This is a genomic window from Capnocytophaga sp. oral taxon 332 str. F0381 (assembly GCF_000318275.2).
In the GTDB taxonomy this organism is placed as follows: domain Bacteria; phylum Bacteroidota; class Bacteroidia; order Flavobacteriales; family Flavobacteriaceae; genus Capnocytophaga; species Capnocytophaga bilenii.
Map to the genome: position 1 here is coordinate 16,798 of NZ_KB291330.1, position 14,443 is coordinate 31,240.

The 14,443-nt window shown below is 36.5% G+C and carries 14 protein-coding genes; 4 read left to right on the plus strand and 10 right to left on the minus strand.

Features of this window, described 5'->3' with window-relative positions:
- Positions 1–20: 20 nt before the first annotated feature.
- Positions 21–374, minus strand: a complete 354-nt coding sequence (locus HMPREF9075_RS08770; protein ID WP_009416188.1) for a four helix bundle protein — start codon at positions 372–374, stop codon at positions 21–23.
- Between the two features lie 107 nt (positions 375–481).
- On the minus strand, positions 482–2,590 hold the full coding sequence (locus HMPREF9075_RS08775; protein ID WP_034557327.1) for a glycoside hydrolase family 97 protein: 2,109 nt from the start codon (positions 2,588–2,590) through the stop codon (positions 482–484).
- A 416-nt stretch (positions 2,591–3,006) separates the two neighbouring features.
- Here HMPREF9075_RS08775 and HMPREF9075_RS08780 point away from each other — a divergent pair, with 416 nt between their 5' ends.
- Positions 3,007–3,828 (plus strand): leucine-rich repeat domain-containing protein, encoded by an 822-nt coding sequence (locus HMPREF9075_RS08780; RefSeq protein ID WP_009416191.1) that lies wholly within the window; start codon positions 3,007–3,009, stop codon positions 3,826–3,828.
- Between the two features lie 43 nt (positions 3,829–3,871).
- Here the strand turns inward: HMPREF9075_RS08780 and HMPREF9075_RS08785 are convergent, their stop codons facing one another.
- Genes HMPREF9075_RS08785 through HMPREF9075_RS08795 form a run of 3 tightly spaced genes read right to left on the minus strand, consistent with a single transcriptional unit; the run spans position 3,872 to position 6,679 of the window.
- The gene (locus HMPREF9075_RS08785) at positions 3,872–4,990 is read right to left on the minus strand and encodes a glycosyltransferase family 1 protein (RefSeq protein WP_009416192.1); all 1,119 of its coding nucleotides are present in this window, start codon (positions 4,988–4,990) and stop codon (positions 3,872–3,874) included.
- Positions 4,990–5,898, minus strand: a complete 909-nt coding sequence (locus tag HMPREF9075_RS08790; RefSeq protein ID WP_009416193.1) for a restriction endonuclease — start codon at positions 5,896–5,898, stop codon at positions 4,990–4,992. Before HMPREF9075_RS08790 ends, HMPREF9075_RS08785 begins: the two co-directional genes overlap by 1 nt.
- Position 5,899: 1 nt before the next feature.
- Positions 5,900–6,679, minus strand: a complete 780-nt coding sequence (locus tag HMPREF9075_RS08795; RefSeq protein WP_009416194.1) for a HAMP domain-containing sensor histidine kinase — start codon at positions 6,677–6,679, stop codon at positions 5,900–5,902.
- Between the two features lie 321 nt (positions 6,680–7,000).
- Here HMPREF9075_RS08795 and HMPREF9075_RS08800 point away from each other — a divergent pair, with 321 nt between their 5' ends.
- From HMPREF9075_RS08800 to HMPREF9075_RS08815, 3 genes are all read left to right on the plus strand, one after another.
- Entirely contained in the window at positions 7,001–7,480 is a 480-nt protein-coding gene (locus tag HMPREF9075_RS08800; RefSeq protein WP_009416195.1) for an S-ribosylhomocysteine lyase, read from the plus strand.
- Between the two features lie 319 nt (positions 7,481–7,799).
- Entirely contained in the window at positions 7,800–9,026 is a 1,227-nt protein-coding gene (locus tag HMPREF9075_RS08810) for an ATP-binding protein (RefSeq protein WP_009416197.1), read from the plus strand.
- Positions 9,023–9,673 (plus strand): HNH endonuclease, encoded by a 651-nt coding sequence (locus HMPREF9075_RS08815; protein ID WP_009416198.1) that lies wholly within the window; start codon positions 9,023–9,025, stop codon positions 9,671–9,673. The genes HMPREF9075_RS08810 and HMPREF9075_RS08815 overlap by 4 nt, the downstream gene beginning before the upstream one ends.
- A 123-nt stretch (positions 9,674–9,796) precedes the next feature.
- On the opposite strand, the gene HMPREF9075_RS08820 is transcribed toward HMPREF9075_RS08815, so the two are convergent.
- The 5 genes from HMPREF9075_RS08820 to HMPREF9075_RS08840 all read right to left on the minus strand — a co-directional run bounded on the left by HMPREF9075_RS08820 (position 9,797) and on the right by HMPREF9075_RS08840 (position 14,442).
- Positions 9,797–10,711: a hypothetical protein gene (locus HMPREF9075_RS08820; RefSeq protein WP_009416199.1), complete on the minus strand. Its 915-nt coding sequence runs from the start codon at positions 10,709–10,711 to the stop codon at positions 9,797–9,799.
- A 67-nt stretch (positions 10,712–10,778) separates the two neighbouring features.
- The gene (locus HMPREF9075_RS08825) at positions 10,779–12,080 is read right to left on the minus strand and encodes a Na+/H+ antiporter NhaC family protein (RefSeq protein WP_009416200.1); all 1,302 of its coding nucleotides are present in this window, start codon (positions 12,078–12,080) and stop codon (positions 10,779–10,781) included.
- A 24-nt stretch (positions 12,081–12,104) separates the two neighbouring features.
- Complete coding sequence (locus tag HMPREF9075_RS08830; protein ID WP_009416201.1) at positions 12,105–12,626, minus strand: bifunctional 2-polyprenyl-6-hydroxyphenol methylase/3-demethylubiquinol 3-O-methyltransferase UbiG; 522 nt, start codon at positions 12,624–12,626, stop codon at positions 12,105–12,107.
- A 15-nt stretch (positions 12,627–12,641) separates the two neighbouring features.
- The gene (locus HMPREF9075_RS08835; protein ID WP_009416202.1) at positions 12,642–13,607 is read right to left on the minus strand and encodes an adenine-specific methyltransferase EcoRI family protein; all 966 of its coding nucleotides are present in this window, start codon (positions 13,605–13,607) and stop codon (positions 12,642–12,644) included.
- A 1-nt stretch (position 13,608) separates the two neighbouring features.
- Complete coding sequence (locus HMPREF9075_RS08840; protein WP_009416203.1) at positions 13,609–14,442, minus strand: EcoRI family type II restriction endonuclease; 834 nt, start codon at positions 14,440–14,442, stop codon at positions 13,609–13,611.
- Position 14,443 lies beyond the last annotated feature (1 nt).

The following is a 14,443-nucleotide window of genomic DNA, read 5'->3' on the forward strand; positions in this document are numbered from 1 at the left end:
TTGCTCATTTGCTAATTTGCTCATTTGCTAATTTTCTTTTTCATTGTTCCTATTATACTATTCATTATATAGATTATATTCCGTAATTCCTGTTTCTCTACTTGAGTATCAGGGTAATCTCTTGAATATAAACATATATCTAACCAATACATTGTTTCTTCAGCCTCCTTAGCTGCAATTTTAAACTTATGGATAAAATCCTGCTGACTTTCTGCATTCTGCGCTTCTCTCACATTAGCTCCTATAGAAGTGCCCGATCTTAATAATTGATTTGCAATAGCATACTTTCTACGTTCTTCCAAAACATTACAAAGCTCCACAATTCTTAAAGAAAATGAAAAAGTCTTTTCTAAAATCACATTAGGTTTTTCCATAACAATTATTGGTTAATTTGAGAATTTGAGAATTTGAAAGTTTGAAAATTAGCAAATACTCATACTACTCATTTGCTAATTTGCTAATTTTCTCATTTGCTAATTTCCTAATTTCCTAATTTGCTAATTCTTATAGCATAGCCACCACCGTGTGCAGCGGTGATTTTGAGCTTAGTTTTAGCATTTACTTTTTGCTTAGTAATCGTATATGCCTTCGGATTTTTCATATAATCAGCATCTTTAGCATCGGCATAGATAGTAGCTTCGTATTTTTTATCCTTATCTAAGAAGCTGAGCAACAATTCTGAAGCGTGTCCGCCCTCATAAGCAGTACAGCCTATATACCAATCATCGCTGTGCTTGTCTTTACGCGCAATAGTGATGTAGCGACCAGGTTCAGCTTCTAAGTATTCGCTTTTTTGCCAGTCTACAGGTACATCTTTAATAAACTGAAAAGCATCGAGGAAGCGGTCGTAATTTTCAGGCAAATCGGCTGCCATTTGCAACGGACTGTACATTGTTACATACAACGCCAATTGCTTTGCTAAGGTACTGCGTATCTGACTATTATTGTTAGGATTTACGTATTTCATCTCGGTTTCGAAGATACCAGGAGTATAGTCCATAGGTCCCCCTTGCAAGCGGGTGAAAGGCAAAATAGTAGTGTGGAAAGGTTTGTTACCTCCAAAAGCCTCGTATTCAGTACCGCGTGCTGACTCATTACCTATCATATTAGGATAAGTGCGGCATAGACCCGTAGGGCGCACTGCCTCGTGAGCATTTACCATAATTTTGTATTTGGCTGCCTCTTTTATTGCATAAAGATAGTGATTAATTGTAGATTGGCTATAATGATGCTCTCCTATAGGCAAAATATCACCTACATAACCACTTTTCACTGAGTTGTAACCATAATCTTTCATCAGTTGGTAAGCTTGGTGCAAGTGGCGTTCGTAGTTGCGAGTAGAACCAGAAGTTTCGTGGTGCATCATCAGTTTTACGCCTTTAGAATGCGCGTAGTCGTTAAGCCCTTTGAGGTCAAAGTCGGGATAAGGCGTTACAAAGTCAAACACGTAATCTTTGCGGTGCCCGAACCAGTCTTCCCAGCCTATATTCCAGCCTTCTATAAGCACTTGGTCGAAGCCGTGTTTGGCAGCAAAATCAATATAAGCACGTACTTTTTGGTTATTAGCAGCGTGAGTTCCATTAGGTTTTACTTTGCTGTAATCTACCTCGTCCAATTTTATGGTAGGCAAGTCGTTGGTATAAGCCCAAGAGCTTTTGCCTGTAATCATTTCCCACCATACACCTATATATTTCACGGGTTTTATCCACGAAGTATCGGCAATAGCGCAAGGTTCATTGAGGTTGAGGATAAGGCGTGAAGCCAATATTTTGCGAGCATCATCGCTCACCATTATAGTACGCCAAGGAGTTTTGGTAGGCGTATAAAGATAGCCTTTGTCACCTTTAGCATCGGGGGTTAGCCACGATTGGAAGATGAAGTTTTTATCATCTAAATTGAGGTTCATCAGCGAGTAGTCTACCAATGCTGCTTCGTGGAGGTTGATATACAAGCCATCATTGGTTTTCATCATTAGTGAAGTTTGTACGCCTGTAGGCGAAAAAGCATACTGCGATACGTTTTCAGTAACCGCTTGTTTCATCAAGCCGCGTATTTCAGATAGCTTGCTTTCCATATAATCATACTCTTGGGTATCGTAATCACCGGGTATCCACCAAGCAGTATGGTCGCCTGCCATTGCAAATTGCGACAATTCTTCCTCTATCACAAAATAAGTAAGCTCTTTTTGTGTAGGGAACTCATAGCGGAAACCCACCCCTTCATCATACACGCGGAAGCGTATATTCATCAAGCGATTGGTTTTCTCTTGGCGTAGCTCTACCAAAAGTTCGTTGTAGTGGTTTAGAATTTCGCTTTCTTCACCCCATACGGGTTTCCAAGTTTCTTTGAAAGTAGTTTTTTTGCTATTTACTACTTTGAAATCACCAGTAAGAGGGTCTGTTTCTTTTAGAAGGAACCCCAACGTACTCTCTTTTACTACCTCTTTTCCTTTATAGCTAACTTTATAGGTAGGAGTGCCATTAGCTGAAAGCGAAAAAGAGAGCTGTACATCACCGTTGGGTGAAGCTTGTTGTTGTGCCATTAAAAGCTGAAGCATCAAAAAGCTCAGCAATAAAATTATTCTTCTCATCTTTTTTCTTCTTTTTGTTTATTTGGTTGCGAAGTTACGATATTTTTCTTTATCTGCCAAATAATTTTATATATTTTTTAAGAAAAAAAATAGTTAGTCAATTTGCTGATTTGATAATTAAGTAATTAACAAAATTCTACTCTGTGATGGTGAAAAACAATTCTCTTACAATGTAAGTAAAAGCAATTAATTATTAAGGCGAGTGGCGCGAATAGGCGTTTATACTTCGGCAATTCTTCGCTCTTCTTATATTGCTCTTATATCGTTTGTATAGGGTAAGTGTAGGCAGAAATTTTTTCTATAAAAAAGAGAAAATTGTTTGTACATCAAAACACAAATTTAACTTTTGTTTAACTGCAAGTTTGGGGGATAAGCTGTACTTTTGCTGCAAATTTTATTGTAAAAAATAAATCAATATGAAAAAAAGCATTTTTTTAGCAGCTTCTTTAGCTGTTTTGGCTTTTGCAAGTTGTAGTAAAAGCGATGACAATGAAAACAAAAACGATGTACCTGCCAGCGATTATCAATTAAACGCAGACGGACTTACTTTAGTGAAATGGACAAACAGCAGCACCACTACTCTTGATATGCAAGCTGACAGCAAGCTGCAAAGAGTAAACACTATAGGATTTGAAGCCTTCAAAGGTTCAAATCTTACCTCTATTGTATTACCTAATAGCTTAAAAGAAATAGGTGAAAGTGCTTTTGCAGGCACAAAACTTACAGGAGGTGTAAAGTTTAACACTACCTCTAATGTAGTTTTCGGCAAAGATGCTTTCAGTCGCTCGCATATAGTATCTGTACAATTGCCTTATACTACTGAAATTTCTAACGGTATGTTTTCTAATTGTTACGACCTAAAAGAAGTAACTTTTGGGAAAGTAGGGGTTATAAGTAGAGGTGCATTTCACTCTTGTCAGGCTCTTACACAAGTAGACTTAAGAGGCTCAGAAGTTAAGCAAATAGGCGAAGTAGCTTTTGCTAGCTGTAGAGCTCTTACTAAAGTATTCTTACCTGCTTCTGTAGAAAAGATTGATGACCTTGTTTTTGGATACTGTAGCGCATTGCAAAGCATTACGATTGATGCGCTCAACCCTCCTACTTTAGGTGATGATATCTTCTTTGGCTTGAATGCAGACCAAATCCCTAATATCTATGTACCTGCTATATCAGTGAACGATTACAAAACAGCCGCTAAATGGAGTACTTACGCTGCTAAAATACACCCTAAACCATAAACGGGTACTCCCCAAAAGTTTAAAACATAAAAAAACGAACAGTTTATAGCTGTTCGTTTTTTTTATATACTGCCATTAGCTGCTGATATACGGCTTCGTCAGTAAAATGCTGCGCGTGGGCATAGCCTTTCTCTATCATCTCTTCTCGCAAAACACGGTCGCTACTGATGCGCTTTATCGCCTCGCATATCTCATCAGCTGCATTATCCAACGAAATGTAAATACTCCCTTCGCCCCCCGCTTCGGGAAAACAGCTGCCTTGTGTGGTTATTACGGGAACGCCCGAAAAGAGCGCCTCAATAATAGGAATACCAAAACCCTCAAATACCGAAGGATAACAAAACACCTCAGATAGCTGATAGATAATCGCCAATTCTTCCATCGTTACGCCTGTGAGCGCTTGCACTCTGTGTTCCATATGGTGTTGCTGGGCATAGTTTCTTATTTGCTGGTAATAAGCCGTTTGCTTGCCTACCAGCACCAATGAGAAGTCCGGCAAAGGAGCAATTGCTTTTACTATTTCGAGAGCGTTTTTGCGAGGCTCTATCGCGCCTACATTTAGCACAAAGCGTTCGGGCAGCTGGTATTTGGTGCGTACTGCTGCTTTTTCGGCTTCGGTATAGGTTTGCTTAAAGGCTTTATGGCAACCTTGATAAACAACGCTTATTTTATTTTCGGGGACGCCTAAATAGTGAATGATATCTTGCTTGGTTTGTTCGCTAATGGCGATGATATGCTGGGCGTTGTGGGCAGCGTACAGAAACTTGCGGTAGTGCATTTTTCTGTCAAAAAAGGAATAGAGCTGCGGGTAGCGCATAAAGATAAGGTCGTGAATGGTAACTACTGTGGGAATGTAGCGATGGATATTGCGAGGAATTTCGCCCGAAAGTCCGTGATAGATATCAATAGGCAAATCACGAGCTATTGCTGTAATTTTCAGGCTGCGCCACAGGCTTTTAAGCTTTTTCCAGAAGAAAGATTGAGGCGTGATTTCAGTAGTGTTTTCATCAATTTTCACCCCTAAAAATTTGCGTTTTTGAGGATTGAATAGGTACAAATGTCCCACCTTATACTCTTGGAGCATACGAATCAAGTCACGACTATAGTTACCGAGCCCGCGTGTGTTGTGGAAAGCGCGTTTAGCGTCTAAAGCGATGTTCATTAATTATCTTTCACTTGGTTATCAATTATTTTTTTAAAAGTCTCTAATTTAGATGACGATAGAATAAGCCTTTCTATTTCTACATTTGAAAAAAAGATAATTTTGCGCTGTTCGTGCGAAGTCCTCACCGCTTCTATGTAGGTATTGCGAGCGATATAGCCCGTAGTGGCTAAAACACCCAGCTCGGCAAGCCCATTAGTAGCCGATAGTTTTTCTTTAAATACAATGAACGTATTTTTATCTACTTTTTCATTCGGCTTATTTTTACATTCTACCAAAATATATTTACCAAACTTATTGATAAAACTATCATCTATCTCATTTCTCACAATTAAATCTACTTCATTTAGCGATTTATCTTTCACACGCTTACTGATATTATTAAAGCCAATTGATTGAAAGAGCATACTTATGAAGTGCTCAAAAAGTTCTCCTTTTTTGTAGGTATCGGGTTCGTTTTTAGCCTTGGCGTAATACTCTAACAAGGCAGTATTTATTTCGCTAAGGTTGGCTATGGTCTCATTGTGATAATTATCAATAAGAGATGCCAATTCTTTAGTAAAAACATCAAAGTCTTTTTTTTCTACTACATCAATAATTTTTCCTGTTAAGAGCAGGTCTTTTATATGAGAAAAATATTCGGCTTTAAAAGCTGAAACGATTATAACTTTTGCAAAGGGGTTGTATTCTATTATTTTTTTGATAAATCCCACCCCATCGGTTTTAAATCCGTCCATACGCAAATCGACAATGGCTACTGAAAAGTATCGGCTTTCAATAGCATTATCAATTTCATTTTCATCATAAGCGTAATAAAAATCGGTATGGGGGAGTAATTTTCCTAATTCTTTATTAAGAGCTTTTGCTTGTGTTTCTATATCTTCTATAATTAATACGCTTCTTTTCATATTATAAAGGGAGTGTTATGGTAAAACATTTAGTATAAAGACCGCCAGAGGCTAATGGGTGTACTTGTATATCTCCTTTGTATGAAGTGCACAACCACTGAACGTGATAGAGCCCTATGCCCGAACCTCCTGTAGATGATACTCCATAATCAAATATTTTTTTAGGGTTGGGAAAGGTAATAGGGTGTGCATTGTCATATACTTGTAAAACAAATTTATCATTTTCTTGTCGAGCCGAGATTTTTATTCTTTTTTCAGTAATATTTTTTGTATTTTCAAGTGCTTTTACTGCATTGATAACTACATTGTTTATCATTTGTAGAACTGTTTGGAAAGATAGATGAAAATAAATATCTTGCTTTGGGATTTCTTTAACAAAGTGAATGTCTCGGAAATTTTCTCTATTTAGTAATTCTATAGCATTTATAACTTCTTTAAATTCAAAACTTTCTTCTTTGCCATAAGGGGCTAACTTTGATAAATTATCAATGGTATCCCTTATCATTTGCAAATTTAGTTTCAAATTATCTATATCTTTTTCGGTAAGCTCTTCTAAGGTATTAGAAGAAATAATACTATCTATACTCTGCACTGAGTTTTTAATATCGTGGCTTACAAAATTGCTAAGTATAGCGATATGGTTATTTAGTGATTTAGAAAGTGCATTTATATTATGTATGTGTTTTTCTTTGGTATCTTCTATTTTCTTACTTAAAGCTACAAGGTTAGGGTGCTTATGAGGGATATATGGTTTGTTTGGTTTTTTGGATTTTGGTGACATTGTGAAAAAGATTTATTTTTTCGGCTACAAAACTACAAATAATATTTTATACGAGCAAATTTACTTAATAGCTAGGGTGCGCTTATCTTCGGTGCGTTATCTTTCGCTCATCCTTCGCTGAACCTTCGCTGAACCTTCGCTGAACCTTCGCTCAAGGTTCGCTGGGGATATGGCGTTTGAAGGTATATTTTCTAATTTGCTAATTTCCTAATTTGCTAATTTGCTAATTTCCTAATTTTCTCCTATCTTTGTAGCCTGAAACAACTAATTTTACCAATTAATTTACTACTTTTGTGCCTTAAACGCTAAACATCAAACTATATGGATAGAATTGCAAGCTTTTGTATAGACCACTTGAGACTCGCTCGTGGCATTTATGTATCACGTAAAGATTACGTAGGCAATGAAGTGCTTACTTCGTTTGATATTCGTATGAAATTACCCTACCGAGAACCTGTATTGGGCAGCCCCGAAATACACACGATTGAACACCTTGCAGCCACTTGGCTGCGCAACAACCCTCAGTGGAAAGATAAAATTATTTACTGGGGACCAATGGGCTGTATGACAGGTAACTATCTTATCCTTGCTGGCGACTATACTTCACGAGATATTGCCCCGCTCATCACCGAACTTTTTGAGTATATCGCTTCCTTTGAAGGGGAAATCCCTGGTGCTTCGGCTATGGAATGCGGCAATTTCTACAACAACAATTTGCCTATGGCAAAGTACGAAGCTAAAAAGTATTTAGAAGAAACACTCTATCACCTTACTGATGAGAATCTTAATTATCCTGCTTAACGAAAAGAACATATTCATCAGCAATAAAAAAAATGAGGGTGTCCGAAAAGTTTTGTTTCGTGAGGGCGATTTGCCAATCGCCCCTACAATGTGAATAAAAGTGATTGATTATCAGAGTAATTAACTTTGGCAAACTCTGAAAGTTTGCCAAAGTGTGTGGTGCAATCATACTTTTAAAACTTTTTGGACAGCCTCATCAAAAAGAAGGCAACCGAGAAGTTAGGTAACAATTAGATTATTATAATTTAGAAAGCAATAAAACACATATTTGTTAATATATTTTTGTACATTTGCAAAAACAAACATTTTTCAGCCTATTATGAGATATATCCATAAAATACATATCAATAAGATACGACACCTTCAGAATATAGACATTCCTATAGAGAATGACACTTACCCTCATCTTATCCTTACAGGAAAAAATGGGAGCGGGAAAACATCTGTACTTCAGGCTATAGCTAATCATTTGGAAAATATAGTATATAACTCTTATAATTTTTTAGACCTCGAACAGAATATAAAATACTATGAAGATAAGTTAAACAATGGGGATAATGGTGTTGAAAATGAGAGATGGTTAGCATCTTACAAAGAACAATGCGCTTTTTATTTTGGCGAAGTAAAAGTTGATTTCTACAATATAGATGACTTTATAAGTAAATACCAAAAAGGGGAATTTATCATTGCTTTCTATCAAGCCACCCGAAAAGTAGTGATTAATGAACCCCTAAACCCTACCAAACCGACTATTAAAGAAGTATGGAACACTAAAGAAATCGCTACCATAGAGTTTTTAAACTTTTTGTCCGACCTTAAAATACAAGAAGCCTTAGCTCGTAATGAAAAATTAGATAGCGAAGCTGATATCATAAAAACTTGGTTTGTTGATTTTGAAATACTTCTAAAGAAAGTATTTCAAGATGAAGCACTTCAGTTGCTATTTAATTATAAAGATTATTCTTTTCAGATACTTACCCAAGGCAAAACATTTAAATTTACTGAAATGTCTGATGGTTTTGCGGCTGTGCTGGAAATCATTATAGACCTTATCCTAAAAATGCAGCGTAAGGACACCCTCACCAGAGCTTACCAGCAGAAAGGAATTGTGCTGATAGATGAGGTAGAAACGCATTTGCACTTAGAACTACAGCGCTTGGTATTACCTTTGCTCACCCAGCTATTCCCCAACATACAATTTATCGTTACTACCCATTCTCCTTTTGTACTAAACTCTATAGGTAATGCCATTGCTTTTGATTTAGAGCACCAAGAGTTGGTAGATGATCTTACCGAATATTCGTATGAATCTTTGGCGGAGGGATATTTTGGGGTAAGAACCTCTTCTAGCTATGCCGAAATGCAATTGGATAAGCTCAAAAAACTCTTAGAAAAAGAAACACTTCTGAGCAGTGAAAAAAGCGAACTAAAAAGCCTTATCAATGATTTTGATAAAATCCCCGAAGTTGTTTCTCCCTTGATAGTAGGCGAATACCTTCGCTTGAAGAACCAATATATAGCTGTTATAAACTCTTTGGAAGTATGATAAAAGTATTCAAAAAAACAACACCGCCTGAATCCTTATCTGCTCAAAAAAAATATGATTCTGAAGAGGTAAAACAGCAACTTATCGCCGATCATCAGGGTAAATGTTATCTGTGTGAGCGAGTGCTAACTACTGATTTTCAAGTGGAACACCTTCATAGCCAAGAACATTTTCCCGAAGAAAAATACGATTGGCATAATCTTTTTTTATCTTGTAGTTATTGTAATGGCAAGAAAAGTAATCTCTTTGATGATATATTGAATCCTGCCCAAGAGCCTATAGAAAGTCTTATTACTCAAGAGTTAGATTATCTCAATAAAAAAGCAGTCTTTAAGCAGGTGGGTACTTCAGCTTCTACAGAAGTACAACAAACGCTCTCTCTTTTAGAGAGAATTTTTAATGGCACTCATAAAATGAGAAAAACAAAAGAAGAACGCTTTTTTGAAGATTTTCTCAGTAAAATGAATGCTTTTCAGAAAGCCATCAATAACTTCTTGATGGCTGATAATGAAGAAACAAGGCTTGTTTTACAAGAGGAATTAACCATAAATCGAGAGTTTTTGGGTTTTAAGTATTGGATCATACAAAATAATCCTAAGCTCCTCAGTGAATTTGCTCAAGATATTATTTGGAATAAAAACTCCTAAAACTCAACCTTATAACCTACAACACTATTGCCAAAACACAAAACTTTAGGTTTAATAAACAAAAATCCCCGCACTTAACCAGCACGGGGATTTCTTTATTCTGAGCCTTTGGCGTAATTCTTTTTAGTATTGATACTCGGCACTACCTTCAAATTCTCGCACCCCATTATCTTCTTTATATACTTTCTTTTCAATAGGGTATCCAGCAGCGTTATAACGATATTCACAAGTTGTTACCTCCTTCTTTGATAAACGTTGCTCTGTTCTAATAACTTTTGTAATGTTATTTTTAGTATTCTCCTCATCAAGCAATAGTTCTGGATCTGCTATAGTAGCCAACTGTTGTATTTCATATAAAGGATTAGGGTGATTGTCATACTCATATTCTGTAGTCCCTTCGTCATTTATCACTTTTAGTATATTACCATTAGCAATGGTATAAACAGTAGTTTTAGTTTGAGAACCATAGTAATTTTGTATAACAGCTCCATTTTTATCTTTAGTATAATGGGTTTCTACTTCGGTTATAGTATTACCACTATAAGTGTATTGTTTTTTCCAATGGGCTGTACCGCTTTGCGCACCACCATTCACAAATACAGTTGCCGACTGAGTTCGCAATATAGTAGCAATTTGGTTGCCCTCATAGGTGTATTGGTCGGTATAGCTACTAATATAACCAGTACGCTCTGTATACTTTTCAGTCTTTATTGAAATCTTCCCATTTTCATAGTAGTATTTCACTTCACTTCCTGCTGTCTTCGCTTCTTTTAAAAGGTTCCCCTCATAGCTATAAGTGGCAATCATAGTAGTACCTGTTTGTACACCATTATTGTATTCATCAGTAGCGATTGTAGTAAGGAGGTTATTTTTATAGGTAAACGCACGCACTTCGTCTATCTTGCCTTCTTCATCTTTTTCAATGATTTTCTTTAGCAAGCTTGAGCTCTGTTGGGGATTGTTGGGTGTGTCGTCATTTTTGTTACAGCTCACCAAAATTGTAGCTGTGGCTAAAAAGCTTAGTAAAATCTTTTTCATCTGTTCGTTTTTTTTAAATTTCCTGCAAATGTAATACTCTTTTATATTTCTCGTTGTTAAACAATAGTTAAAGATTAGTTTTAGAAGGTTTCTGAGTGTTTAGCTTGATATATACTAATGTACCTATCAGCAGCAGATGCAAATAAATAGAGTACATTACCAGCTCTCCGTAGTCCATTGTATGAGCAAATTGGTACAAACCAATTACTTGGGCTCCATAGGGTATGAGCCCTTGTGCGTAACACGAAAAAATATCTAACACCGAAGCCGCATTGCGCAACGGAATTTTAAACTCCTCGCTGATGCGCTTGCTAATCTTCGAAACAATAAGTATAGCCACCGTATTATTAGCCACACACACATCGGCTACGGTTACCAAAAAGCCCATACCGAGCAATGCTGAAGATGCCCCTCTGATACGCTTCGCAATCAAGTTCATCAGGTACTGAATGCCTCCAAAATGCTCTACTAGCAGTGCCAATCCACCGATGATAAAGTACAGGAAGAAGATATCAGCCATATCCATAAAGCCTTTATAGGTGTGTTGCGTAAAGTCTAAAAAGCCGTATTTGCCATAAGCCATTCCTATTACCCCAGCAAAGAGTATCCCCAAGAAAAGCGAGACAAACACATTTATCCCAAAAAGCGAAATGATTACTACCGCTATATATGGCAGGATAAGCACTACATTGAAGTTGTTGTAGGCTTCGCTATGGGTGAAGTTTTGCGCTTCGGGGTTGCCTATCAAAATGAGTATTACCATTGAAAGTAACGCCATTGGCAGGGCTATTTTACCATTGGCTTTCATCTTTTCATTCATTTTACACCCCAGCGACTGAGTAGCGGCAATAGTAGTATCGGAAATCAGCGAAAGATTATCACCAAACATAGCCCCCGAAAGCAATGAAGCCCCTATAAGTGCCGTATTGGAGTGGCTTTCAGTAGCCAAATTGAAAACTATTGGCGAAAGTGTCATTATAGTACCTACCGAAGTGCCCGTAGCAAACGACAAAAACGATGCTATAACAAATATACCTACAGGAAAGTATTGAGGCGAAATATAGTACATACCCATATTCACAATACTATCAATACTACCAGAGGCTTTAGCTACCGATGCAAATGCCCCAGCCAAAAGAGCAATAACACACATCTGCAACACATTGCTATCGCCAGCACCTTTAAAGAAAAGCGCTATTTTCTCATTCATAGGCGCTTTGTAAATAAGAAGCGCTATCACCACTGCAAAAAGTGCAATAATAGGAGCAGGTAGCGAGTAAAAGTTATCAAAATACAAACCACTACTCAAGAAAATAGCTACAAATATCAGTAGCGGGATAATACTTACAATTGTTAGTTTTTTTGTCATTTTTTTATATTTATATAGATGTGATTATTTTAGTTTTTCAGCCACTACAGCGTAATATCTGTTAGTAAAATAACGCAACAAAGGTCGGAAGCCTATTTTACCTACGGGGTGCGTCCATTTTTCGCGATAAATAATGCGGAAGCCTGCTTTTTCTAGGAGCATATCCAGTTGCCAATCTTCAAACTCGTGGTAATGACAGTCGCGAGGGTCGGAAGTATTGCGATAAGCCTTAGCAAACCACAAGCGCAAAGGCACTGTGATAAGCACTTTTTTAGTAGGGATATGTTGCAACACCGCCAACGGATTCACCAAATGTTCTAATATCTCTAAGGCAACCGTAAAGTCGGCTTCAAAAGCCTGTAGCGTATCGGCTTGAAAGTCTAAATCCTGCCCCGAAGTATTCAGCACCTTATAGCCCTCTTTGAGCATAACCTCTGTAAAAGGATTTTTCACCCCTACATCTAGAATCGTACTCCCCTGAGGAGCATATTCTTTTAAAATACTCAAAGTTTTTTGATAGCGTTTTTTAGGAAAGGTTTTGTACATAAATAAAATTGATAATTAACAATTAACAAAAGAAAGACGTTTATTCTTTACTAATATTCTAAAATAAGGGCTTTTACCATTTACTGATAAATCTTTTTCATTATCTCCTTTTCTAAACTTCACAATTTCAAACTGATTAGGATTGAATTTATGCAGAAAAGTTATCGGCACTCCCATATCCCCCGTATAATCTAATGGTATATTTTCCGTTCTATCAATATGAATACCATTATAATTGTCGTATTGTGGATAATTGCTTTCATTGCCAAAATAGTTTTTAGTAAGTACTAAATCTTCGTGTCGTTTAAAATTATCCAAATTTGTAAGCCATAAGCAATTATTAGGAGATATAATTCGGTTACCAAAAGCGTCTATTTGGGTTTCTGTACCATAAAGTTCATAGTATTCAGGCACTATAAAACCTGAAATTCCTCTGCCAAAATGTACGCCCAGCCACACTTTATTCTCTTGTATCAACTTAAAAATTTCTTTATAAGTAATCGCATTGATATTACCTATAATCAAAAAGTTCTTGTTATAAGCTACTAATTGTGCTACATATTCGCGAAATAACGAAAACGGAGGATTGGTTACTACTATATCAGCTTTTTCAAGTAATGTAATACTTTCTTTGCTACGAAAATCACCATCTCCTTTAAACTGTTTCACCTCTATTTCATCTCCGCTATATTCAGCAAAAAAACCCCTTTCTTTTTCTTTAGGCTGAAACAAATCAAGTGTTTGTTCCTTATAACAAGCCGCTATAACTTTTTTAAGCCCTAATTCCTTAAAGTTTGAAACAAAATACTTAAAAAAGTTACTTGTATATGGGTCATCGCAATTACAAAACACTACCTTATCCTGAAAATGACTCTTGTAATATTGCAACTCTTTTTCAATATCCGAAAGTTGGGTATAAAACTCGTCATTTTTAGATTTCTTAGCTTTTTGTAACAAGATATTTGTCGCTTTTCGTGCCATTTTATTTTTGAGTTAATTGAGCAAACAATTCACTTCCTAATACTTTCAAAGAAGTTTTAGAGACCTCAAGCATCACATCAAACATTGCTTGGGGATTCCATTTTTCACCATTCCCTTGTGTATATATTGATGCTGCTTGTAACATAATCAACTTATCTTTGTGTTTTACAAATTTATTTTCACATAAATTAGTGTTGATGGGCATTCCGTAATTAGCTGCTGTAAGTTTATCCAATCTATTGAGTTTAGCCGAATTATATTCAAGTGTTACCACTCTTCCATCAGTGCGTATTACTTCAATAGTTTCAGTCAAGAAATTAGAACCTTCTAAAAACAATACATACGGAAAATGAGACTCTGCTAACATCAAATTAGCCATTTCGGCTATATTCTTATGAGCTCTTTCTATAGCATTCCCCGCACGCATTAAGTCTTGGTCATCATTCACTCCTACCAATTTTCCTGCCCTAATATTCTCTATATCCTTACCCTGATGTTTAGCTTCCGATATTAAGATTATTCTCCAATTACCTTTATCATCTTTCACTTCTATCAAGCCCCCATCGGGAATAATACTAGCATTAGGCAAAAAGAGTGTTTGTCCTAAAGCCGCATCTATTTTTCTTAAAGCCGCATTTATTTCTTCCTTTTTTACACTTGTTCTATATCGAAAAGAGAGTAATGGAAAATCTTTTTGAAGCTGTTCCATTACAAGTTGAGAAACCTCACTTACGGCTATATCGTGCCATTTCGATTCAGCACCAAATATACCTACTACTCCTTTTGATGCTGTATGTTGGGTTGTTAATCGGTTTGATTGATTCTTTTTAGACATA